The sequence below is a fragment of the Nocardioides sp. IC4_145 genome (assembly GCF_011250565.1).
Lineage (GTDB): Bacteria > Actinomycetota > Actinomycetes > Propionibacteriales > Nocardioidaceae > Nocardioides.
The window spans coordinates 61,321-85,196 of record NZ_JAANMS010000004.1; the positions used below are offsets into that span (position 1 = coordinate 61,321).

General features: G+C 66.5%; 19 protein-coding genes. 11 read left to right on the forward strand and 8 right to left on the reverse strand.

Annotated features, from left to right (window positions below):
* The 5 genes from brxC to G6553_RS03465 all read left to right on the forward strand — a co-directional run bounded on the left by brxC (window position 1) and on the right by G6553_RS03465 (window position 12,519).
* Window positions 1-3,465, forward strand: coding sequence for a BREX system P-loop protein BrxC (gene brxC, locus G6553_RS03445; protein ID WP_166189200.1), 3,465 nt, complete (start codon window positions 1-3; stop codon window positions 3,463-3,465).
* A complete protein-coding gene (gene pglX, locus G6553_RS03450) occupies window positions 3,465-6,896 on the forward strand; it encodes a BREX-1 system adenine-specific DNA-methyltransferase PglX (RefSeq protein WP_166189202.1) in 3,432 nt (1,143 codons plus the stop codon). The genes brxC and pglX overlap by 1 nt, the downstream gene beginning before the upstream one ends.
* The gene (pglZ, locus tag G6553_RS03455) at window positions 6,893-9,391 is read left to right on the forward strand and encodes a BREX-1 system phosphatase PglZ type A (RefSeq protein ID WP_166189204.1); all 2,499 of its coding nucleotides are present in this window, start codon (window positions 6,893-6,895) and stop codon (window positions 9,389-9,391) included. The genes pglX and pglZ overlap by 4 nt, the downstream gene beginning before the upstream one ends.
* Before the next feature lie 11 nt (window positions 9,392-9,402).
* Complete coding sequence (gene brxL, locus G6553_RS03460; RefSeq protein WP_166189206.1) at window positions 9,403-11,571, forward strand: BREX system Lon protease-like protein BrxL; 2,169 nt, start codon at window positions 9,403-9,405, stop codon at window positions 11,569-11,571.
* Between the two features lie 144 nt (window positions 11,572-11,715).
* Window positions 11,716-12,519, forward strand: a complete 804-nt coding sequence (locus tag G6553_RS03465; RefSeq protein WP_207619306.1) for a restriction endonuclease — start codon at window positions 11,716-11,718, stop codon at window positions 12,517-12,519.
* Between the two features lie 129 nt (window positions 12,520-12,648).
* Here the strand turns inward: G6553_RS03465 and G6553_RS03470 are convergent, their stop codons facing one another.
* The gene (locus G6553_RS03470; protein ID WP_166189208.1) at window positions 12,649-13,836 is read right to left on the reverse strand and encodes a site-specific integrase; all 1,188 of its coding nucleotides are present in this window, start codon (window positions 13,834-13,836) and stop codon (window positions 12,649-12,651) included.
* Between the two features lie 105 nt (window positions 13,837-13,941).
* The gene (locus tag G6553_RS03475) at window positions 13,942-14,214 is read right to left on the reverse strand and encodes a helix-turn-helix domain-containing protein (protein ID WP_218279195.1); all 273 of its coding nucleotides are present in this window, start codon (window positions 14,212-14,214) and stop codon (window positions 13,942-13,944) included.
* A gap of 50 nt (window positions 14,215-14,264) precedes the next feature.
* On the opposite strand from G6553_RS03475, the gene G6553_RS03480 reads away from it, so the two are divergent.
* Entirely contained in the window at window positions 14,265-14,579 is a 315-nt protein-coding gene (locus tag G6553_RS03480; protein WP_166189210.1) for a hypothetical protein, read from the forward strand.
* An 18-nt stretch (window positions 14,580-14,597) separates the two neighbouring features.
* Here the strand turns inward: G6553_RS03480 and glnA are convergent, their stop codons facing one another.
* On the reverse strand, window positions 14,598-16,022 hold the full coding sequence (gene glnA / locus G6553_RS03485) for a type I glutamate--ammonia ligase (protein WP_166189211.1): 1,425 nt from the start codon (window positions 16,020-16,022) through the stop codon (window positions 14,598-14,600).
* A gap of 196 nt (window positions 16,023-16,218) precedes the next feature.
* Between glnA and G6553_RS03490 the strand changes: the two genes are divergently transcribed.
* A complete protein-coding gene (locus G6553_RS03490; protein ID WP_166189213.1) occupies window positions 16,219-16,638 on the forward strand; it encodes an RDD family protein in 420 nt (139 codons plus the stop codon).
* Window positions 16,639-16,739: 101 nt separating this feature from the next.
* On the forward strand, window positions 16,740-17,651 hold the full coding sequence (locus G6553_RS03495) for a hypothetical protein (RefSeq protein WP_166189215.1): 912 nt from the start codon (window positions 16,740-16,742) through the stop codon (window positions 17,649-17,651).
* Window positions 17,652-17,747: 96 nt separating this feature from the next.
* On the opposite strand, the gene G6553_RS03500 is transcribed toward G6553_RS03495, so the two are convergent.
* Both G6553_RS03500 and lipA read right to left on the reverse strand, forming a co-directional pair.
* Entirely contained in the window at window positions 17,748-18,506 is a 759-nt protein-coding gene (locus tag G6553_RS03500) for a DUF4191 domain-containing protein (RefSeq protein ID WP_347565464.1), read from the reverse strand.
* A gap of 51 nt (window positions 18,507-18,557) precedes the next feature.
* Window positions 18,558-19,502, reverse strand: a complete 945-nt coding sequence (gene lipA, locus G6553_RS03505) for a lipoyl synthase (RefSeq protein WP_166189217.1) — start codon at window positions 19,500-19,502, stop codon at window positions 18,558-18,560.
* Window positions 19,503-19,588: 86 nt separating this feature from the next.
* Here lipA and G6553_RS03510 point away from each other — a divergent pair, with 86 nt between their 5' ends.
* Complete coding sequence (locus G6553_RS03510; RefSeq protein WP_166189219.1) at window positions 19,589-20,077, forward strand: SRPBCC domain-containing protein; 489 nt, start codon at window positions 19,589-19,591, stop codon at window positions 20,075-20,077.
* 23 nt (window positions 20,078-20,100) lie between these two features.
* Here the strand turns inward: G6553_RS03510 and G6553_RS03515 are convergent, their stop codons facing one another.
* The 3 genes from G6553_RS03515 to lipB are packed head-to-tail and all read right to left on the reverse strand — an operon-like array spanning window position 20,101 to window position 22,766.
* Complete coding sequence (locus G6553_RS03515; RefSeq protein ID WP_166189220.1) at window positions 20,101-21,066, reverse strand: hypothetical protein; 966 nt, start codon at window positions 21,064-21,066, stop codon at window positions 20,101-20,103.
* Window positions 21,063-21,980 (reverse strand): ATP-binding cassette domain-containing protein, encoded by a 918-nt coding sequence (locus G6553_RS03520; protein ID WP_166189222.1) that lies wholly within the window; start codon window positions 21,978-21,980, stop codon window positions 21,063-21,065. The genes G6553_RS03515 and G6553_RS03520 overlap by 4 nt, the downstream gene beginning before the upstream one ends.
* 57 nt (window positions 21,981-22,037) lie before the next feature.
* On the reverse strand, window positions 22,038-22,766 hold the full coding sequence (gene lipB, locus G6553_RS03525) for a lipoyl(octanoyl) transferase LipB (RefSeq protein ID WP_347565465.1): 729 nt from the start codon (window positions 22,764-22,766) through the stop codon (window positions 22,038-22,040).
* A gap of 72 nt (window positions 22,767-22,838) precedes the next feature.
* Here lipB and G6553_RS03530 point away from each other — a divergent pair, with 72 nt between their 5' ends.
* Window positions 22,839-23,321, forward strand: coding sequence for a nuclear transport factor 2 family protein (locus G6553_RS03530; protein ID WP_166189226.1), 483 nt, complete (start codon window positions 22,839-22,841; stop codon window positions 23,319-23,321).
* A gap of 32 nt (window positions 23,322-23,353) precedes the next feature.
* The gene (locus G6553_RS03535) at window positions 23,354-23,866 is read left to right on the forward strand and encodes a GNAT family N-acetyltransferase (protein WP_166189228.1); all 513 of its coding nucleotides are present in this window, start codon (window positions 23,354-23,356) and stop codon (window positions 23,864-23,866) included.
* Window positions 23,867-23,876: the final 10 nt, after the last annotated feature.

Genomic DNA, 23,876 nt, shown 5'->3' on the forward strand with positions numbered 1-23,876 from the left:
ATGCTGTTGAACCAGACCTTCGCCAAGGACGTCCAGCGCCCCATCGAAGGCGTCATCAAGGCCGACGACGCTGCACACCTGAGCACCGAGGTCGACGAGTACGTCCTGACGAACGAGGCAGCCAAGGGCCTCGAGCTCCTGCTGGAGGCCTACACCAACTACACCAACGCCAACGGTGTCTGGATCTCCGGCTTCTTCGGCTCCGGTAAGTCACACCTGCTCAAAATGCTCGCGCACCTGCTCGGCGACGTCGAAGGCCAGGACTTCGACCGCAGCCAGGTCTCGGAGAGCTTTCGCTCCAAGGCCACCGGATCGTTCCTGCCCGCGCTGCTGACCAAGGCCGAGCGCATCGCGGCCAAGAGCCTGCTGTTCAACATCGACCAGAAGGCCACCCTCATCACAAAGGACCAGGCCGACGCGCTGCTCAAGGTGTTCGTGAAGGTCTTCGACGAGAGCCGCGGCTACTACGGCAACCAGGGCCACGTCGCCCGCTTCGAGCGCGACCTCGACACCCGCGGCCAGTACGAGGCGTTCAAGGAGGCCTTCGAGCAGATCGCCAAGATCCCGTGGAGCCAGGGCCGCGAGCAGAGCGCCCTGGAGGGCGCCTCGATCGACCGTGCCTTTGCCGAGATCAACGGCCAGGCGACCGACGGAATCATCAAGCAGTACCAGCAGTCCTACGCGGTCTCCATCGAGGACTTCGCCGACGAGGTCAAGGCATGGCTCGACCAGCAGCCCGACGGCTTCCGCCTCAACTTCTACGTCGACGAGGTCGGCCAGTTCATCGGGTCCAACACCCACCTGATGCTCAACCTCCAGACCATCGCCGAAAGCCTCAACACCAAGTGCGGCGGCCGGGCCTGGGTCTTCGTGACCTCCCAGGAGGACATGGACAAGGTCGTCGGTGACCGCACCAAGCAGCAGGGCAACGACTTCTCCAAGATCCAGGCACGGTTCAAGACCCGCGTCCACCTCACCAGCGCCGACGTCGAGGAAGTCATCCGCAAGCGCCTGCTCGAGAAGAACGACGACGGAGCCGCCGCGCTCCGAGAGATCTACGCCTTCGAGTCGGCCAACTTCAAGACACTGTTCGATTTCGTCGACGGCGCGAAGAAGTACCGCAACTACACCGACGAAGAGCACTTCGTCGGCACCTACCCATTCGTCAGCTACCAGTTCCCACTCTTCCAGGCCGCGATTATCGGGATCTCCGACCACAACGCCTTCGAAGGCCGCAACAGCTCCGTCGGTGAGCGGTCCATGCTCGGCGTCGTCCAGGACGTCGCCAAGGTCGTCGGCACCGGCGAGCTCGGAACGCTGGCCACCTTTGACCGCATGTTCGAAGGCATCCGCGCCTCGCTCAAGGCACAGGCCCAGCAGCAAATCCTCGTCGCCGAGCGCAACCTCGACAACGAGCTGGCCATCCGGCTCCTCAAGGCACTCTTCCTCGTCAAGTACGTCGAGAGCTTCCAAGCCACCGCCCGCAACCTCACCGTGCTCGTCTACGACCGCTTCGGGCTCGATCTGCCGGCGCTGGCCGAGGACGTCAAGGAAGCGCTCGCCGAGCTGGAGCGGCAGACCTACATCCAGCGCAACGGCCAGGTCTACGAGTACCTCACCAACGAAGAGCAGGTCATCGAGGAGGAAATCAAGAACGTCGACATCGACGCCTCCGAGGTCAGCTCCCAGCTGTTCAAGGTGCTCTCGGTCGAAGTCATCAGGACCAACAAGATCCGCTACGCCAAGAACGGCCAGGACTTCCCGTTCGGGTTCAAGCTCGACGACCAGGTCCACGGACAGCAGAAGGAACTCTCCGCCCACTTCATCACCCCGGACTACCCCTACACCGCGGACGAGACCCGGATGCACAGCGCCGGCAAGGACGAGCTGCGGGTGGTGCTTGACCCCGACGAGCGCGTGCTGACCGACCTGCGGCTGCTTCTCAAGACCGACAAGTACATCAAGCGCAAGCGCACCAGCTCACTCTCAGCGATCGAAGAGCAGATCCTCCAAACCAAGGCGACCCTCAACCGTGAACGCGAGAAGGAACTCGCCCAGCGCATCCAGACCGCCGTCGGCAAGGCAGGGCTGATCATCAACGCAGCCGACGTCCCCGCCAGCTCGACCGACGCACTCGGACGAGTGACAGAGGGCTTCCAGGAACTCATCAGCCGCACCTACACCCAGCTCAAGCTGCTCGGCGGCATCACCTACAGCGAGCAGCAGGTGGCGGGCGCCGCGAACCCCGACAGCGGCCTTTTCGACGCCGACGCACTGATGAAGATCGACCAGGCCGCCCAAGAGGTCCTCTCGACGATCCTGCGCAAGACCGGACAAGGCGAACAGGTAACGATGAAGACGATCGTCGACACCTTCCAGGCCAAGCCCTACGGATGGGACCTCGCCTCGATCGAGGTCATCGTGGCCTCCTTGGTCGGGGCCTCGAAGGTAACGCTGACGATGGATGGCAACGTCCTCAAGCGGACCGAAATCGCAACCGCGCTGCGAAACACGCAGAAGCACGGCCACCAGGTCATCGCGGCGCAGAAGACGTTCGACGAGCGCAAGCTCGCAACGTTCCGCAAGTTCTGCATCGACTTCTTCGACGAGCCCAGCGCTCCCAAGGACCCACTCGAGCTGGCCCGCCATGGCGGCGACAAGCTCAAGGGCAAGCTCGACGAGTTGCGGGCCGCCTTGAACGTCTCGCGCTACCCGTTCGTCCAGCAGCTCGGCGGCCCGATCGACCTGCTGGAACAGGCGGTCGGCAAGAGCGACGACTGGTACCTCAACGACTTCGACCTCGGCGACGACCTCCTCGAAGCCAAGGACCACGTGATCGACCCGATCCAGTCCTTCGTCAACGGACCACAGCGGACGATCTACGACGACGCCGCAGCTCTCCTCACCACCCACGCCAGCAATCTCAACTACCTGCCCTCGGGCAGCGATGAGGCCATCAAGACTGCGCTCGCCGACCCCAACGCCTTCCGTGGCAGCAAGATGGCCCAGCTCAAGCAAGCAACTGACGCCTTGCGAGGCCAGATCGACAGTGTTGTTGCGGACAGTCGGGCGGCGGTCGCCAGCACCGTGGAGCGCCGCCGCAGCGAGCTCGCCGACACCGCGTATTACGTGGCCGCCACACCGGAGGCCCAGCAGCGCGCCGTCCAGCGGATCGACCAGACGCTCGCCCGGATCGCCACCGAGAACCAGGTCGCGCTCATCCAGCAGATCGGCTCGAACTTCGAGTCCAGCGAGTACCCGGGGCTACTCGACCTACTCGCATCGTCGCCGGCGACCCCGAGCCCCGATCCAGAGCCGGTCAAGCAGACCGTCTCTGTGAAGACCGTCCTGGTGCCAGGTGCGTCTGGAGTCCTCGAGACCGAGGCAGACGTCGATAACTACCTGACCGCCCTGCGCAGCGCGCTCATTGAGACCTTGAACGACGGAAAGCGAATCACCCTCTGATGGAAACCGCACTGCTGAAGAACTTCGCGACCTGGGCACGTACCGCGCTCATCCGCGAGGTCACCGCCCGCGTCGCTGCCGTGCTCGCGCCAGGCTCATCGGAGCGCGTCGAGCAGGGCAAGGCGGTCTATGCCCTGGAGAGGGCCGTCACCGCTGCCGGCGGCGGCGATGAGGGTCGCTCGGCCGTCGCAGACAAGGTCGCCTACACCTGGTTCAACCGGATCGTCGCGCTTCGCTTCATGGATGCCAACGGCTACACCGGCATTGGCGTCGTCTCCCCCCAGGCCGGCGTCGAGGTCGGCCAACCCGAGATCCTCGCCGAAGCCAAGCGCGGAGTTATCGACACCGAGGTCGCGAGTCAAAAGACCTGTACGGCGGTCGCCGCGCTTCTTGACGGCACGCGCGCAAGCGCCAGCCCCCAGGGCGAGGCATATGCACTCCTGCTCGCCGACTACTGCCGACACTGGAACCGCGCCATGCCTTTCATGTTCGAGCGCGAGGGCGACTACACCGAGCTGCTCATCCCGGCCAACCTGCTCGCCGACGACTCAGTCCTTAACCGCTCGGTCAAGGTACTTACCGAAGAGGTCTGCAGGGACGTCGAAGTTATTGGCTGGCTCTACCAGTTCTACATTGCCGAGCGGAAGGACGAGGTATTCGCCGGGTTCAAGAAGAGTAAGAAGGCGGGCGCCGGAGAGATCCCCGCCGCCACCCAGCTCTTCACCCCGCATTGGATCGTCCGCTACCTCGTGGAGAACTCCCTAGGCCGACTCTGGCTGCTCAACCGACCGTCGTCTGGCCTGGTTGACCAAATGGAGTACTACCTTGCACCTGTCGAGGAGGTGACAGACTTCCTCAGGATCGCCAAGCCCGAGGACCTCAAGGTCATCGACCCAGCCTGCGGCTCGGGCCACATGCTCACCTACGCGTTCGACCTCCTGTACGCGATCTACGAGGAAGAGGGATACGGCCCCGCCGAGATTCCTAGCCTCATCCTCACCAACAACCTCTACGGCACAGAGATCGACCCGCGCGCAGGGGCCCTCGCCGCGTTCGCGCTCACGATGAAGGCCCGCGCCAGACAGCGGACGTTCTTCACCAAGCAGGTCGAGCCGAACATCTGCGTGCTGGAGCCCATCTCGTTCAGTCCAGACGAACTCGACTTCCTCCGCACTAAGGATGGGGATCGCCACGCTGAAGAAGCCTTCTGGAATCAGCTTGCCGAGGCGGCCACCTTCGGCTCATTGATCCAGCCTGACCCCGACATCACGTCGCAGTTGGCCGCCCATCTGGCGACCTTCGAGCACGGGGACGAGTTGCTGAGGGCTGAGACCATCGAGCGGGCACACCGGCTGGTTTACCAAGCAGAGTTCCTCCTTCCTCGGTACGGAGTTGTCGTCGCGAACCCGCCTTACATGGGCAGCAGCAACATGGGTCCGCTCCTCGCGGGCTTCGCCAGGGAGAAGTATCCGGCCGCGAAATCCGACCTCATGACGATGTTCATCGAGCGCGCGGCGTCACTGGTGCCTGAAGGCGGCGTGTTCGCGATGATCACGCTTGCCAGCTGGATGTTCAATCAAGATGCGGCGAACTTTCGCAAGGACCTCCTGGGTCGTTCGACAATCTCGTCCCTCCTGCACCTAGGGCGAGGAATCTTCGGCGTCGACTATGGAACGGTCGCCTTTGCCGCCACCCGCGGTCACGACGACCGGTCCGTCGGCGTCTACCGCAAGCTGTACGACGTCTTCTCCAGTGTCAGGACGCCCGAGGAGATCAGGGACCTATTCCTGGATCACTCACATGCTTCATACCTTGTTGCGCAGCATGCGATCGAGTCCCTGCCAGGGAAGGCGTTCGCATACTGGGTCGACCGCGAGGTCGCCGACGCCTTCAGCCGCTGCGGTCCGATTGGAAAGCGCTTCTCCTCAGGGAATGGCATTACGACGTCCGACAACGGACGCTTTCTCCGGTACTGGTGGGAGGTCGGCGGCCGCGACGTTCGCACAGAGGATTCCAATGGGCCGTGGGTGCCGATCAACAAGGGAGGTCCGTACCGGAAGTGGTCGGGCAACAGAGAGTTCGTTCTTGACTGGCGCCACGACGGCAAAGAGCTTTTCGACCTGCGGCCTACAGCGACGATGCGGAACGTAGACAAGTTCTTTGCCCCATCCGTCAGTTGGTCGGATGTGTCTATCGGGTCCGTGGTTGGGCGAGCATACGGAGCCGAGTACGCGTTCGACGCCTCTGCAAATTCGGTGTTCCCCCAGAAACTGGAGGACCGCCATGCGCTTCTCGCGTTCTTGAACACTCGGGCAGTTGCAGAGATCTCCCTACTCCTCAACCCGGGTACTCATTTCAAGATCGGCAACTTCGAGGCGCTCCCCGCCATGCTGCGTTCGGATCCAGATCTGGTCGGAGACGTCGAGGAACTGATCGGCATTTCAGACGAAGATCTCAGAACTACCGAACTTGATCGAACCTTCGAGCGGGATCAAGTAGCCCACTACGGGGGGAGTGTCGAGGCGTCAATCGAGAGGGTGCGTGGCGACTGGGAGAAGCGCATCTCACGCATGACCGAGCTAGAGGAACGAAACAACAGGCTCGTTGCTTCGGCAGAGTCGCTCCCGGCACGAATGGCTGAAGCACCTACACCTGAAGATGTCACCCTACGGAACAACCCAGAGTTTGAGTTTCGCAAGTTTGAACGCGGGATCAGGATTGAACTCGATACGAGGGCCAAGATCGACGACCTCGTGTCGTACGCGGTCGGATGCATGTTTGGGCGCTACAGCCTGGACGAGCCCGGGCTGATCCTCGCTGACCAGGGCGCGACGTTGCAGGACTACCTCGCGAAGGTCCCGTCGCCCACGTTCATGCCCGATACCGACAACGTGATTCCGATCGTGGATGGCGAGTGGTTCGAGGACGACATCGTGGAGAGGTTCCGGACGTTTCTTCGCGCGGCGTTCGGCCAACAGCACTTCGAGGAGAACTTGCGGTTCGTCACTGAGTCTCTTGGCTCGAAGAACCTGCGCGACTACTTCGTAAAGTCCTTCTACAAGGATCACGTCCAGCGGTACAAGAAGCGGCCGATCTATTGGTTGTTCTCTAGCCCCAAGGGCTCGTTCAACGCGCTCATCTATATGCACCGCTACTCGCCATCGACTGTGTCGACGGTGCTCAATGAGTACCTACGAGAGTTGCAGGCCAAGCTGAAGGCGAGCCTGGAGCACGCCGACCGCTCCAGCAATGCGAAGGAGGCCGACCGACTGCGCAAGGTCTTGCTGGAGCTCGATGAGTACGAGCACGACGTGCTCTACCCCCTCGCCTCGCGGAACGTCGCCATCGACCTCGACGAGGGAGTGAAGACGAACTACCCCAAGCTCGGAAGCGCATTGAAGAAGATCGCCGGCTTGGAGGCGAGCGAATGAGTGACGTCGCCAATATCAAGCCGCACCTGGAGCGCCGCTTCGTTGACCGCCGAGTCGTGTTCTGGCACGACCCGCAGGGTCAATACGCCTCCGTCGTCGACAGCCTTGGCCTGCCGGGTGTCACGACGCTACGGGTCGCAAACGACGAGTACGCCGTCAAGTACCGACTGCTGCACGAGCAGCCCGGTGACAAGTTCTTGATCTACCGATCGGGCCCGCTGCCGGCGGGCGTCGGGAACTGGCTCTTGGATCTCGAACTGGCGTACGGCGTCTTCACCGCAGACCGGAGCTCCTTGGTCTCGGAAGAGCTCGGTCTGACCGCCGAAGGCATCGACGCGGTCGTGGCGCGGCACGAGAAGTTCTTCAACGCGGGGAAGCGCGTCGAGACCCTTAAGGGTCTGCTCACGGCCGAAGATGACGTGGCCCGCCTTCGCGCCAAGATGTCCGCGGTGGTGCTCGGGCAGAAGGAGCACAGCCTCCTTGAGATCATGCGGACGCTCTTGGTTGAGAAATCCAAGGGCCAGCACTCCAAGTACAACGCCCTCGGCGATCTCGAGCTCGCGGACTTTCTCTGGCTCGGTGCGGCTTCGATCTACGGCTACGAGTCGACCGCACCGAGTGTCGATGACTTCGTCTTGTGGATGTTCCGCGCGGCTCTCGGAGGTTTCAAGTCCGACCGCCCTGGGGGGCTGCAGAACATTCAGCTCGACTTCGCCAGCTTCCGCAACGATCGCCGCAGCCAAGCCGCGATGTCGATCCTCGCCAAGCAGGCATCGGCAGACCTCGACTACACGGCGAGCATCGAGAACGCGACGTTCCGAGATCTCGTCGCGGATGACCTGTTCGAGGAGACCGACCGCAAGATCATTGCGGACCTTGCTCGAGCGGTCACGGAACAGACTGTCACCGCTCGTGAGGTGGCCGATGTCGTCCGGGCCCGCCAGAGCAGCGTGTGGATCGATGGTTACCGCCAGCTGTATGCGGCGATCGACGCGGCCGCCGACCTGCTGTCGCGGCTGAGCACGATCGATTTCACGATCTCGGCCTTCGACGAGGGACTTGACCGCTACCGGAACGACTGGTTCCGCATCGACCAGCTCTACCGCCAGTTCACCTACGCGCGCCGCTCCTTCGAGGGACCGAACCCACTCGACGCGTTGCGAGACCTCGTCGAGAAGACGTACACCAACAAGTTCGTCTACGAGCTCGGCAACGCCTGGCAGAAGCAGGTCGACGCAGCAACCAGCTGGCAGTCGGTCGTCCTGCGCTCCCAGCGGTTGTTCTACGGCGACTACGTCGAACAACTGCTCCGCGAGGACAAGAAGGCCGTGGTCATCGTCTCCGACGCCCTCCGATACGAGGTCGCCGACGAGCTACGCTCCCGCATCCGCCAGGAGGACCGGTTCAACGCCGACCTCGAGGCCGTCCTCGGCGTCCTGCCGAGCTACACCCAGCTCGGCATGGCCGCGCTCCTGCCGCACCGCACTCTGAAACACTCCGTTGACGGCAAGACGGTGCTCGCCGACGGCCTGCCCACCAACGGGGTGGGTCCTCGCTCGAAGGTGCTCGAGGCCGTGGGCGGCAGTGCCATCCAGGCTGAGACCTTCCGAGCCCTGACCGCCGACGAGCGGCGGGACATGTTCAAGAACAACCGGGTTCTGTACATCTTCCACGACGTCATCGACGCGATCGGCGACAAGCCGGGCACCGAGCGCCGGGTGTTCGAAGCCGCCGAGCTGGCGCTGGCCGAGCTGGTGGACCTGGTCAAGAAGACCGCCAACGCCAACGCCACCAACATCTTCGTAACTGCCGACCACGGCTTCCTCTTCCAAGACGAGGCGCTGCCCGAGCAGTTCTTCCTCTCCGAGAAGGCACACGGCGACAAGATTCTCGTCGCCAACAAGCGCTACGTGCTCGGTCACGGGCTGAAGGTCGACGACGCCTTCGCCACGTTCACCGCTGAGCAACTCAATCTCGACGGCGACATCGAGGTCCAGATTCCCAAGTCGATCCACCGCCTCAAGCTCGCTGGCGGGGGAACACGATTCGTCCACGGCGGTGCGACTCTGCAGGAGATCGTCGTACCGGTGCTCGTGATCAACAAGAAGCGCAAGAGCGACACCCGCCTGGTCAACGTGAAGGTTCTCCCGGACACCGACAAGATCACCACCGGCCAGCTGGTCGTGAAGCTATTCCAGGCGGAGCCCGTCAGCGACAAGGTGCAGGCCCGCGTGCTGCGCGCTGGGCTTTACGTGGGGGAGACGCTGATCTCCAACGACCCGCCGCCGGTGCTGACCTTCGACTCCTCCTCTCCCGAGCAGCGGGACCGCTACCAGAGCGTCCAACTGCTGCTCAACCAGGACGCCAACGACTACAACAACCGCGCCGTCGAGCTCCGCCTCGAGGAGCTCATTCCCAACACGAACCAATGGCGTGTGTACGAGAAGGCGATGTTCACCCTCAAGCGCTCCTTCACCTCGGACTTCGACTTCTAAGGGCGGCCGACATGACTGAAGAGACCGATCTCGACGTGATCGCCGCCGACCTCCTCGACGGCACCATCGAGGGGCAGACGGAAGATCAGACCCCCGAGCAGACGGCGCTCGACAAGAAGATCAACCAGCACTTTGCCGGCCTCGTGGTCCGCAAGGACCTCGTCAAGGCCGTCAAGGGCAACGCGATCGTGCCCTCCTACGTCCTGGAGTACCTCCTTGGCCAGTACGCGGCCTCGGACGACGAAGCCACCATCCAGGCCGGCATCGACTCGGTGCGCAAGATCCTCGCCGACCACTACGTCCAACGGAACCAGTCCGAGCTGGTGAAGTCGACGATCAAGGAACGCGGGCGCTACAAGATCATCGACAAGGTCTCTGTCTCTCTCAACGACAAGGACGATCGGTACGAGGCAGAGTTCTCGAACCTCGGCATCAAGGGAGTAGTCGTGGAGTCGGCCACGATCAACGCTCACCCCAAGCTCCTCGTCGGCGGCGTCTGGTGCATCTGCGACATCGACTACTTCCACTTCGACGACGCCCGCGTCGTGCCCTGGCAACTCGGCTCGCTGAAGCCGATTCAGCTCTCGAACTTCGACTTCGACAGCTACACCACCTCGCGCCGTGAGTTCACCACCGACGAGTGGATCGACCTGCTGATCCAGTCGATCGGTTTCAACCCTGCCCTGTTCGGACGTCGCGCCAAGCTCATCCAGCTCGTTCGCCTGATCCCGTTCGTCGAGCGCAACTACAACCTCGTCGAGCTCGGCCCCAAGGGCACCGGCAAGTCACACATCTTCTCGGAGTTCTCACCCCACGGCATGCTGATCTCCGGGGGAGAGGTAACCGTCCCCAAGCTCTTCGTGAACAACTCCAACGGTCGCATCGGCCTGGTCGGATACTGGGACGTCGTCGCATTCGACGAGTTCGCAGGCAGGAAGAAGCGCACCGACAAGGCGCTCGTCGACATCATGAAGAACTACATGGCGAACAAGTCGTTCTCGCGCGGTGTGGAGACGCTCGGCGCAGAAGCGTCGATGGTCTTCGTCGGCAACACGTCCCACAATGTGCCGTACATGCTGAAGCACTCCGACCTGTTCGACGAGTTGCCCGAGAGCTATCACGACGCGGCGTACCTCGACCGCCTCCACCACTTCATCCCGGGCTGGGAAGTCGACACCATCCGCGGAGAGATGTTCTCCGAGGGCTACGGCTTCGTCGTCGACTACATTGCCGAAGTCCTCAAGTCGATGCGCAACGCGGACTACTCCGACCGCTACCAGCAGCACTTCACGCTGGGTTCGGACATCTCGACCCGCGACCGGGACGGCATCCACAAGACCTTTTCCGGACTGATGAAGATCCTCTACCCCCACGGGGAAGCGACCCAGGAGGAGATCGAGGAGACCCTGCGGTTCGCCATCGAGGGCCGCAAGCGCGTCAAGGACCAGATCCTCCGAATCGACGCCACCATGGCCGAGGTCAAGTTCGGCTACTTCGACAACGACGGCGGCTGGCACCCTGTCACCACCCTCGAAGAAGACGAGTACCCCACGCACTATCACCGCACCCGCCACGCCGAGGGCGCCGACGCCACCGACTCAACCGGCGAGGAGGGGAGCGGCGCCACCGCCAGCGCGGCCGACGGGGTTGCGGGCACGCCTGTTAAGCCGGAGCTGTACGCCGGGCACCGCGAATACCAGGAGAACCAGCGCGGCGTCTCCTACGCCACCATGCTGATCCCGTATCTGCGGGGGGCCACCGAGATCACCCTCACCGACCCCTACATCCGCCAGTTCCATCAGGCGCGCAATCTGATGGAGTTCGTGGAAGCGCTAGCCGCGGTCAAGGACCCGGCCGACGAGGTCAAGCTCAAGCTCATAACCACCGAGTCCTCCGACGGCCCCGAGAAGGTCCAGAAGCAACTGGAGTTCCTGCTACGCGTCAAGCAGGCCGCAGCCGTCGCGGGCATCACCCTCGACGTCGAGCTCAGCGACACCATCCACGACCGGTCGATCCGCGCCAACTCCGGCTGGCGCATCAATCTCGGCCGCGGCCTCGATATCTTCCAATTCGTCTCTAACGACACCTTCGACATTGCCGCCAAGATTCAGCAGTACCGCCAAGTCAAGGCCTTCGGCATTACCTACATCAAGGAGCCGACGACCCAGCCGATCGACTAACTCCTCCTGGGTGCGCCTGATCGTCTGGCTTCACGCGCACCAGTGTGGCCGCGGCGGCTCCCGTCTCATTCGATCTCACGCAACTGGCACGGACGGGAGTTGATGAGAGGGAGTAGCCGGCCGCTGGCGTCCTAGTGTGGGCGCATGACCGACGACGGGCTCTCCTCGGCTGACGACCTTCTCCCAGAGGACCCAGCTGAGATGCTCTTGGGCGCGGTCGGCTTCGACGCACTCAGCCCGACCGACTTCGAAGAGTTCTGCTTCGACCTGATGTCAGAGACGGGTTTCGTGAACGTCGACTGGCGGAAGGGGACGCCCAAGGAATCCTCGCCGGCCGATCGCGGGCGCGACATCGTGGCTCAGCTCGAACGCCGCGACGTTGACGGGCACCAGTATCTCGAGACGTGGTTCGTCGACTGCAAGCACTACACACGTGGAGTGCCGCCCGAAGCGTTACAAGGGACGATCGCCTGGGCCACGGCCGAGCGGCCGGACACGGTGCTGTTTGTTGCCTCAGGATTCTTCACCAACGGAGCGAAGGACTGGATCTCGAGCTTCAACCAGACGAGGCCGGCGTTCCGCGTGAGAACGTGGGAAATGCCGCAACTGCGGAGGCTGCTGGCTGACCGGATGGATCTCGCGTTCAGGCATCAGGTTGAGACGTCTGCGCTGCGTCGTGTCTCCGAAATCATGGCGGTCGAACACGAGCTGTTCGATCGGCTCTGGTACGGGCGCTCGGAGGCTTCGATTGGTGACGAGCGCCCCGAGGGCTATTCGGCGGAGATCTGGGCGACAGCACAGGCGGCCGCCCGCCGAGTTGAGGAACAGTACGGAGTCGACCTGCTCCGCAAGGACACCGAGACTCAGTTCGACTGGGGGATGCTCTCCGGGAAGATCTCTGCGATCCGCTGGGTTCTCGGGGCCGAATGGGACTTCCTCGACAGCTAGTGACGGCGTTCGACCGTGCCAAGACCTCCTAGTGTTAGACATCGAGAGGGCCCATTCTCGCAGACCATGAGCGGGTCGACCTCTGTCGCTGCGGTAGTCAGTCAACTTGCGTTGCTGGACTGGCGCCCGCTAGCCCCGAGAGGGTTGCTCGAGTTCTGTGTCAGCCTCTTTGCCCGCGTGGCGCCCGGCTGCAAAGGCAGCATCCACTGCTGCACGGGTTCGCTCCGTGCTGCTGGGCATGAGATGGGTGTATGTGCGCAAGGTGAACCCGGGGTCGCTGTGGCCGAGGTATTCGGACACGGCGCGAATCGATTCGCCGGCGTCTAGCAGCACGGAGGCGTACCAGTGGCGTAGAGCGTGCATGCCGTTGTCACGCGATTGCTCGATGCCCACATGGGCTTGGCCGGGCTTCCAGAGCCGTGTGTTGAAGTAGTTGCGGTTGAGGGCAGAACGCTCGCGTGTGGTGAGTATGAGCCCTGCGCTCGACTTCTTGTCCGCCTGGGGCGTTCCCCACGGAAGCGTGATGCTCCGTCGCGGGTAGGTAGCGAGGTGGTTGCTGAGTTCCGTCGCGACGCTCTCGGGCAAGGGGACGGTTCGGGTCTTGTCGCCCTTCGGCAGGCCAAAGACCAGGCGGTTGCCTCCGAACACCTTGACTTGCCGCCTGACCTCCACAACTCCGCGGAGGAAGTCGACATCCTCGACCGCGAGCCCAAATACCTCGCCTTGGCGTAGTCCCAGCCCCGATCCCAACGTGACTGCGATCCTGTACTGCGGCGGAAGCGCGTCGTGCATGGAGGAGACCCACTCGGTCGGCCAAGGCACCACCTTGCGGCGCGACGTTGCGGGTCTTGTCACTGAACTCGCTTTGCACGGATTCTTGGCAATCATGTCGTCGTCGACCGCAGCCGAGAAGATGGCAGACACGTTAGAGAAGATGACGCGCCTGTAGGTCTCGGCCATCTCCATCGACCGTAGGAGCTTCTGGATGGTCGACGGCTTGATCTGTCGCAGCTCGAGGTGTCCTAGCGTCGGGAACACATGGAGCCTGAGTCGCAATTCGGTCGCCTCGTAGGTCAGCGGACTGAAGGTCCGACTGTCGAGCCACTCCTCGGCATAGGCGCGAAATGAGATCCTGCCGGCGTCGACATCAAGGTAGGTTCCACGAAGTTTGTCCGCCTCGACCGTGTTGCGGAACGCAACCGCCTCGGCCTTGCGTCGGAAGGTCTTACGACGCTGCCGCCCCTCGGGATCTCGGTAGTTGACGACGTAGCGAGGGCTGCCGTCGTCGGATGGTCTCCCAGAGCTAATGCTTGCCATGGCAGCCCTCGGCAGCGTCGGACCGGGTGACCAAACATGCTGATGAGCATCTGCTCGCTGGTGGCGATGGAGTCGATTCCGGGTCAGGCTGATGGCCTGTCGGGATCACTGATTCTCCTCGAGTCGCACCGTCCAATTGATCACGGTTGCTGCCCGCCAGCGCAGGTGCTTGCCGACACGGAAGCCGGCCGGGCCGTAACCTGTCGTCCGCCAGGAGTAGATGGTCTGCTTTGTCACGCCAAGGTAGGAAGCGACATCGTCGATGTCCCACAACTCTTGGGCCTCGACCAGCCTGGGTGCCCGGCTTCCGCGGTCTCCGCGCCGCCGCGGCCCAAAGATTCCCGGTTCCATAGCCGGCACGTTCGAGTTCGTTGCCATCATCCAGCCCCTCCTCGCGGCGTTGACGGACAGTTGGTCTACGGGCACCTATGTCCGACGGCGGCATGGGAGCGATCACGTCGGCGGAAACGATGTGGCAGCAAGATGACTCGGGCATCGCGGCGGTGGTTGCCCAACTGTGCGATGCCAGGCTGGTGGCTCGGGCAACCGACCCGGGCCGCGACCTACCCGAAGAGTCCCCTGAGGACCGTGTGGCAGGAGATGGCGCTACCCAAATTTGTACCGGATTTGTAACAGACGAGCGGCTACCAACAGCAAACGCCGCCGAACGACCAAAAGGTCGCTCGGCGGCGTTTGTGCAGGTCAGCGGCTGTTCTTTGCGGTCGTTCGGCGTTGCTGAATGACCGCAGCCGGAGGCCCGGTTAGATGTCGTAATACAGCTCGAACTCGTGCGGGTGGGGACGGGCCTGGACGGGCGCGATCTCCTGCGTCCGCTTGAAGTCGATCCAGGTCTCGATCAGGTCCGGCGTGAAGACGTTGCCGGCGGTGAGGAACTCGTGGTCGGCCTCGAGGGAGTCGAGGACCTGGTCCAGGCGCGTGGGCACCTGGTCGATGTCGGCCATCTCGTCCGGCGGGAGCTCGTAGATGTCCTTGTCGATCGGCGCGGCCGGCTCGATCTTGTTCTTGATGCCGTCGAGGCCGGCGAGCAGCAGCGCCGAGAAGGCGAGGTAGGGGTTCGCCGACGGGTCGGGGCAGCGGAACTCGATGCGCTTGGCCTTCGGGTTCGAGCCGGTGATCGGGATGCGGACGCAGGCCGAGCGGTTGCGCTGGGAGTAGACCAGCGAGATCGGGGCCTCGAAGCCGGGGACCAGGCGGTGGTAGGAGTTCACCGTCGGGTTGGTGAAGGCCAGCAGCGACGGGGCGTGCTTGAGGATGCCGCCGATGTAGTAGCGCGCCATGTCCGAGAGGCCGGCGTACCCGGTCTCGTCGTAGAAGAGCGGCTCGCCGTTGTTCCAGATCGACTGGTGGCAGTGCATGCCCGAGCCGTTGTCGCCGAAGATCGGCTTCGGCATGAAGGTCGCGGTCTTGCCGTTGCGCCAGGCGACGTTCTTGACGATGTACTTGAACTTCATGACGTCGTCGGCGGCCTGGAGCAGCTCGCTGAAGCGGTAGTTGATCTCCGCCTGGCCGGCGGTGCCGACCTCGTGGTGGGCACGCTCGACCTGGAGGCCGGCACGCTCCATCTCGATGACCATCTCGTCGCGCAGCTCGCCGAAGTGGTCGGTCGGCGCGACGGGGAAGTAGCCGCCCTTGTACTTCACCTTGTAGCCGCGGTTGTCGTTCTCGAACGCGTCACCGGTGTTCCACGCGCCGGCTGAGGAGTTGATCTCGTAGTAGCCGGCGTTGGCCTTGGTCTCGAACCGCACGTTGTCGAAGACGTAGAACTCCGCCTCGGGAGCGAAGTACGCCGTGTCGCCGATGCCGGTGGTCGCGAGGTACGCCATCGCCTTGCGCGCGATGTTGCGCGGGTCGCGGGAGTAGGCCTCACCGGTGAGCGGGTCGTGGATGAAGAAGTTCACGACGAGCGTCTTGGCGCTGCGGAACGGGTCGAGGTACGCGGTGGTCGGGTCCGGGAACAGCGACATGTCGGACTCGTGGATGGCCTGGAAGCCGCGGATCGAGGAGCCGTCGAAGCTCAGCCCGTCCTCGAAGACGCTCTGGTCGAACGCTCCGGCCGGCACGGTGAAGTGCTGCATGATGCCCGGCAGGTCGCAGAAGCGGACGTCGATCATCTCGACGCCCTCGTCCTTGATGTATGCGAGCAGCTCGTCGCTGTTCTGGAACATTCGTCCTCCTGTGGCTGCGACGTGGGGCCGGCAGCCGGCGAAAATCTGTGGGGTCGTGACGGCCGGGGCGGCACTGCACCGGACGACTGCCGCCACCCTGCTCGGGGGCGGTTTCTCGACCATATCCAGATTGTTTCCGCCGTGTAACAGGTGTCCCGCGGTCCAGCCCACCCGCGCCTCCGCCTAGGCTCGGACCGTGACGAGCGCAGCCGCGGGGACCCCGTTCGAGACCGCGACCTGGGCACGACGCATCGCCGCCCTGCTCGTCGACTGGCTCGCCTCGACGCTGGTCGTCATCGCGTTCATCGGGCTCGAGGACTACGCCGCGACCGGCAGTCCTGCGCCGGCGTACGTCCTGGTCGTGTACGTCGTGGAGTCGGCGCTGCTGACCTGGGCCGCCGGGGGGAGCTTCGGCAAGCTCGCCACCCGGCTGCGCGTCGTGCGGGCCGACCTCGGCACCCGGCCGCTCAACCCGTTCGTGCTCCTGGCGCGCCAGGTCGGCATCGCGCTGGTCATCCCCCCGCTGGTCTACCGCCCGGACGGACGCGGCCTGCACGACGTGATGGCCGGGACCGCCACCGTCACCCTGCAGACGTACCGCTCGCTCGGCCGCTGAGGCCCTGCGTGACCGGGTCGTGACCCGCGCGCAGGTTTGGGGGCGGGGGAGCGCGGGCCATGCTGGAGACGTCAGCCTCCCTTCCGCGAAAGGCCCCTCACGTGATCCGTCGTCCTCGCACCCGCCGCCTCCTCGCCGCCGTGGCGGTTGCTCCGCTCCTCTCCGCCGCCCTCGTCGCCTGCGGTGGTGACGGGGACAGCGAGGAGGCCAGCGACCCGGCGGCCAGCAGCAGCGCGAGCAGCGAGCCCGACGCGGACGCCGCTGCCGAGAGCGACAGCGACGGTGCCGACGACCTCGAGGAGGGCCAGGAGGTCCCGGCCGCGCAGTTCGTCGACCTCGTCGGCGCCGGCGTCGAGGCGTCCACGACCGCGAAGCTGAGCACCAGCACCACCTTCGGCGGCACGAAGGTCACCGGCACGGGCGTCATCGACTACACCCAGACGCCGGCGGCCATCGAGATGGACCAGGACTTCGGCGGCGGCACCACCAAGGTGATCTCCGTGGACGGCATCAGCTACGTGAACCTCGGCGACCTCAGCCAGGGCAAGTACTGGAAGGTCGACCCCGCCGACCCGAACGGTCCGTTCGCCGAGCTCGGCATGGACGAGATGCTCCAGCAGAGCGACCCTGTCGCCTCGCTGCAGGCGATGGAGAAGGGCATCGAGAAGGTCGTCTACGTCGGCGAGGAGGACGTCGACGGCCGCGACCTCGACCACTTCGAGATGACCGTCGACCTCGGGGCCGCCATGGAGAGCCTCGGCGGCGACCTGCCGAAGTCCGCGCTGCAGGGCATGCCCGAGGCGCTGACGTACGACGTGTGGCTGGACGAGGAGGGCCGGTTCGGCCAGATGGTGATGGAGATGCCGGTCATGGGTCAGTCCTCGACGACCGAGATGGTCATCGACGACTGGGGCACCGACGTCACCATCGAGGCGCCGCCGGCCAGCGAGGTCACCGAGATGCCCGACCCGAGCCAGATGATGGGCCAGATGGCGCCCTCGCCGACCGCCTGACGGCGTACGAACGGGAACTGGGGAGGTCCTCCCGCACCAGGTGCGGGGGGACCTCCCCAGTTCTGTGTCTGTCGGGGCCGACCGGGGCTGGCTTGCTCAGCGTCCGCGCAGGTTGCCGCGCATGCCCTTCATCGAGGTCGGGACGGGGCCCTTGGGCAGCGGGATGTTGGAGCGGGTGGCGTCGAGCGCCTTGAGCCGGCTCATCACGTCGGTCATCTCGGCCGGCTTGACCTGGCGGCCGAGCTTCTGGACGTGGCGGACCAGCTTCGGCAGGGGGACCTGGCCCTCGCCGTTGCCGCAGACGACCTCGTGGATCGGGACCTCGGAGGCGACGCGCTCGTGCTTGCGGTGCTCGTTGACCAGCAGCTGCTTGATCCGGGTCGGGCTGGTGCCCTCGCCGACGAGCACGATGCCCGGAGGGCCGACGACGCGGTGCACGACGTCCTGGTTCTTGTTGAACGCGATGACCGGGTCGGCCTTCCAGCCACGGCGCAGCATGCGGAGCGCGGCCGCGGCGGCGCCGGGCTGGCCCTCCATCTGGCGGTAGGCGGCGTTCTGCGCGCGGCGGCCGAAGACGATCATGGCGGCGAGCGAGCCGGCCAGCAGCGAGCCGACGACGGCGAGGATCCAGCCGATGACGCCCTCGCCGGGCAGCACCCAGAAGATGAGGAACCCGAGGGCGCCGGCGAGCAGCGCGGAGCCGAAGGTCAGCAGCCCGACCTTCGGGTCGTTGCGCCGCGTCATCTTGTAGGTCTCGACGAGCTGCTGCCGACGGTTCATGTCGGCGGTCGCGACCGGTGCCTTCGCGGCGTCCTTGCCGGCGTTCTTGGCGGCGTTCTTGGCGTCCTTGGCCATGGGGGTGGTTCGTGCCCTTTGCTGTCGTGCCGAGGTGAGGTGGGCCGCCGCTCAGGCGGTCACGACGCCCGCGCGGGCGTCCATGGCCTGACGGTACAGCCGTCCGGCGCGGTAGGACGAACGCACCAGCGGCCCGGAGAGGACGCCGGAGAAGCCGATCTCCTCGGCCTCGGCCGCGAGCTCCACGAACTCCTCGGGCTTGACCCAGCGCTCCACGGGGTGGTGACGCACCGAGGGGCGGAGGTACTGGGTGATGGTGATCAGCTCGCAGCCGGCCTGGTGCAGGTCGCGCAGCGCCTGGCTGACCTCCTCGCGGGTCTCGCCCATGCCGAGGATGAGGTTGGACTTGGTGACCAGGCCGAAGTCGCGGGCCTGGGTGATCACGTCGAGCGAGCGCTCGTAGCGGAAGGCGGGACGGATCCGCTTGAAGATCCGCGGCACGGTCTCGACGTTGTGGGCGAGCACCTCGGGGCGCGACTCGAAGACCTCGGTCAGCAGGTCGGCCTTGCCGTTGAAGTCGGGGATGAGGTTCTCGACGCCGGTGTCCGGGTTCAGCTCGTGGATGGCGCGCACGGTCTCGGCGTACAGCCAGGCGCCGCCGTCGGTCAGGTCGTCGCGGGCGACGCCGGTGATCGTGGCGTACCGCAGCCCCATCGTCTGCACGGACTCGGCGACCCGGCGGGGCTCGTCGCGGTCGAGCGCCTGCGGCTTGCCGGTGTCGATCTGGCAGAAGTCGCAGCGTCGGGTGCACTGGTCGCCGCCGATGAGGAACGTGGCCTCGCGGTCCTCCCAGCACTCGAAGATGTTGGGGCAGCCGGCCTCCTGGCACACGGTGTGGAGTCCCTCGGACTTCACCAGGCTCTGGAGGTGCTTGTACTCCGGCCCCATCTTCGCCCGGGTCTTGATCCACTCCGGCTTCCGCTCGATCGGGGTCTCGGCGTTGCGGACCTCGAGGCGGAGGAGCTTTCTTCCTTCGGGAGCGGGAGCCTGCGTCACGTCCTTCACTGTACGCCGCGGGGGTGCGGCGCCCCGAGTCGGCAGCCGTGTCCGCCCGGCACGCGTCCCGGGTGCACCATGGGGCCATGCCCGCTCCCACCGGCCGCGTCGTCGGCGGCACCCTGATGCTCACCCGCCACCTCCCGCTGCCCGCCTCGGAGGTGTGGACCGCGCTGACCGAGCCGGCACGGCTCGAGCGCTGGATCGGGACGTGGACGGGAGACCCGGCCGAGGGGCAGGTGATGTTCACGATGACCGCCGAGGGCGAGCACGCGCCGGCCGAGCAGATGACGATCAGCGTCTGCGAGCCGCCGCTGCGGCTGGTCCTGGTCTCCCGCGTCGGCGACGACTGGTGGGACCTCGAGCTGGAGCTGGGGGCGGCGGCCGACGGCGGCACGCTGCTGACCTTCAAGCAGCCGGGGGTCGACCCCGCCGCGGCGGAGAGCGTCGGCCCCGGGTGGGAGTACTACCTCGACCGGCTCGTGGCGGCCGAGACCGGAGGCGACGTCTCCGCCATCGACTTCGACCGCGACTACTACCCGGCGATGGCTGCGCACTACCGCCGGGTCGGCTGAGCTGCGGTCGTCGCGCCGGGGCCTCAGGGCACGTCGCGGCGGCGGAAGGACAGCACGGACGCCGCGCCGACCAGCAGCACGCCGGCGCCGTAGTACGACGCGCCCTGCCACCCGGGCAGCTCCCGGGTCTCGTCGCAGGTGGAGCCCTCGGCCGGCCGGTCCCGGTAGCGCCCGTCGTAGCAGGACGGAGGCACGTCGACGTAGTACTCCGTCCCGTTGCGGAGCACGGCCGCCGCGTTGTCGAGCGGCTCCCACCGGCCGCTGACCGGCAGCGCCTCGACGAGGAACAGCGAGGCGAACCCGAACGCGAGCACGACGCCGAGCGTCGCCACCGTGCTGCGCAGCAGCATGGTCAACGCGTAGCAGCCGAGCGCGGCCACGGCTGCGAGCCCGGCTCCGCGCAGGCCCTGGGCGAGCGAGTCGGTCAGGGCCCCGTCGAGCATCGGCAGGTCGCGAGCCCGCATCGTCGCCCACATCGTCAGCCAGTACGCCGTGCTGACGACCGCCGCCGCGACCAGCGCGACGCCGGTGACCGCGATCGCCTTCGCGGCCCACAGCCGACCGCGGCGCGGGCGGAAGAGCAGCTGGTTGCTGATCGACCCGCTGTTCCAGTCGTGCCCGGCGAACGTGGTCGCGGTCAGCATCAGCAGCACGACGAGCACGCCCGCCACGCCGACCCCGGAACCGGTCCGCTCGCGGGCGAGGCTGAGGTCCCGTCGGGCGGTCTGCCACTCGACGACCAGCTCCGCGCACCGGGTCTCGGCGCGCGCCGGCCGGACGCCGTACTGCCGGGGCTTGCGCTCGCACCGGGCGATCTCCTGCGTGGACGACGCCCGGATCTCCGCCTTTTCGGCCTCGGAGACCGGACGGGTGTCCCACAGGGTCGCGGCTGCGATGAGCACGGGCACCACCAGGCAGGCGAGGAGCAGCAGGAGCACCGCCCGCCGCCACCGCAGGCGCGTCAGCTCGACCCGCACCAGCCCCCTCATGCCGCGTCCTCGCGGTCGGCCGCGGTGAGCTGGAGGAAGAACGACTCGAGGTCGGCGCGCACCGGGGTCAGCTCGGTCAGCCAGAGGTCGCGCGCGGCGAGCAGCCGGGTCACCGCGGCGGGGTCGTCGGTCTCGACGCGGAGGGCACCGTCCTGCTCGGTGGCGGGGACGCCGGCGGCCGACAGCGCGGCGAGCGCGGCGGGGAGGTCCGGGACGACGAGACGGTGCGCCGTGCTCCCGCCCAGCAGGTCCTCGACCGTGCCGGAGGCGAGCAGCCGGCCGTGGCCGACGATGGTGGCGGAGGTGCACACCTGCTGGACCTCGGCCAGGATGTGCGAGCTCAGCAGCACGGTCACGCCCGCGGCGCCGAGCCCGCGGATGGTCTCGCGGATCTCCCGGATGCCGGCCGGGTCGAGCCCGTTGGTCGGCTCGTCGAGGATGAGCAGGTCCGGCTCCTTGAGCAGCGTCGCGGCGATGGCGAGCCGCTGCTTCATGCCGAGGGAGTAGGCCTTGTACCGGTCGCGGTCGCGCCCGGTGAGCCCCACGGTCTCGACGGCGGCGTCGACGCGGGTGTCCGGGACGCCGATCGAGCGGGAGAGCAGGAGGAGGTTCTGCCGACCGGTCAGGTTGGGGGAGAACTTCGGGGACTCGACCACCGCGCCGACCCGGTCGATGACGGCCGGGAGGCGGTCGGGTACCGGCTCGCCCAGCAGGCGCATCGTGCCGCGCGTCGGCCGGGCCAGCCCGAGCAGCATCCGGATGGTCGTGGTCTTGCCCGAGCCGTTGGGCCCGAGGAAGCCGTGGACCCCGCCGGCGGGCACCGCCAGGTCGAGGTCGGACACCGCGACGCGCGTCCCACGGCGGGTGCGGAACTCCTTGCGGAGGCCCTGGGTCTGGATCGCGAGGTCCGGCACCCGCTGATGAAAGCAGCGGGCACGACCGGTGGGGCGGGGACGCGCCGGGGGCAGCTCCTACTTCGGGGTGAGGAGCTCGATGCGGGGGCCGCGCCCGGGCTCGGGGCGCGGGTCGTAGTCCGGCGTGGCGTCGTACGGCTCCCAGGAGAGGTACGCCGCCAGGTGCCGCTCGACGAGCGGCAGCACGTCGGCGGTGGTGACGCGGCGACCCAGCTCGGCGGTGAGGGTGGTGACCCCGGCGTCGGCGATGCCGCAGGGGACGAACCGGTCGTACCAGCCGAGGTCGACGTCGCAGTTGAGCGAGAACCCGTGCATGGTCACGCCCCGGCTGACGCGGATGCCGATCGCCGCGATCTTGCGCTCCGGTCCCTTGTCGTCGGCCCGCAGCCACACGCCGCTGCGGCCGGGCACGCGGGCGGTAATGACGCCGAGGTCGGCGCACACCCGGATCAGCGCCTCCTCGACCCGGCGGACGTAGTCGACGACCTTGACGTGGTCGGGCAGGGCGACGATCGGGTAGCCCACCAGCTGGCCGGGGCCGTGGAAGGTGATCTTGCCGCCACGGTCGACGTCGACCACCTGGGCGCCGCCCGGGTCCAGGGGACGCTCGTGCGGGTCGGTGCGCTTGCCGGCGGTGTAGACGGGCGGGTGCTCGAGCAGCAGGACGGTGGGCGGCGTCGCCCCGTCGGCGACCTCGGCGTGGACCTCGCGCTGGAGGTCCCAGGCGGCCAGGTAGTCGAGCGCGTCGTCACCGAGGCCGACCGTGCGGAACGTCAGGCTGCTCACCTCCTCGACTCTACCCATCGCCGCCTGTGGAGGACGGCCGGGCCGTCGGCGCCCGGTGGGTAGGTGGTCGGGGTGCGCCGACTCGTCCTGCTCCTCCTCTCCGTCCTGCTCACCGCCGCGCTGGTCGTGCCCGGCGTGCTCCTCGCCGACGGTCCGTCCCCGCCGCTCCGGCCGGTCGCTGCCGAGGCTCCCACCGCCCGCGCGGTGCTGGCCGAGTGGGACCGTCGGCGCTCGGCGGCGTGGGCCGCGGGCGACCCGGGCGCGCTCGCGCGGCTCTACGCCCCCGGCTCGGCGGCGGGGCGGCACGACCGCGCGATGCTCGAGCGCTGGACGCGGCGTGGGTTGGTCGTCGAGGACCTCCGGCTCGACCTGCTGTCGGTGGACGTGCTCGCCGCCTCAGTCGACCATCTCGTCCTGCGCGTGACCGACCGGGTGACCGGTGGCCGCGCCGTGGGTAACGGCCTCGACCTGCGCCTGCCGCAGGACGGTCCGAGCACGCGTCGGCTGACGCTCGTCCGGCGGGGCGGGGAGTGGGTCGTGGCGAAAGTCGTGTGACGGGTGGGACGACTGGCTGGGAGGATGAGTGCGTGCCCGAGCTGCGACTGCGACCCCTCCGGACCGACGACGAGACGGAGGCGCTACGGGCGCACGAGGAGCTGCTCGCCGACGGCTTCGAGCTCCTGCTCGGGTGGTCGCCGGAGCGGACGTGGGCCGACCTGTTGGAGCAGTACGAGCGGGAGAGGCTCGGTCTCGACCTCCCCGAGGGACGGGTGCCCGCCGTGTTCCTCGTCGCGGAGGTGGACGGCGCGCTCGTCGGGCGGACGTCGATCCGCTTCGCGCTGAACGACTGGCTGGCGGCGTACGGCGGGCACGTGGGGTACGGCGTGCGACCTGCGCACCGCCGCCGCGGGCACGCCACCGAGATGCTGCGCCAGTCGCTCGTGCTCGCGCGCGCCGGAGGCGTCGACCGGGTGCTCGTGACGTGCGACGACGACAACATCGGCTCGGCCGCGGTGATCGAGCGGTGTGGCGGGCGGCTCGAGGACGTCGTCGAGGAGCCGGGCGCGCGGGTGCGCAAGCGGCGCTACTGGATCGACTGACGCGACCGCG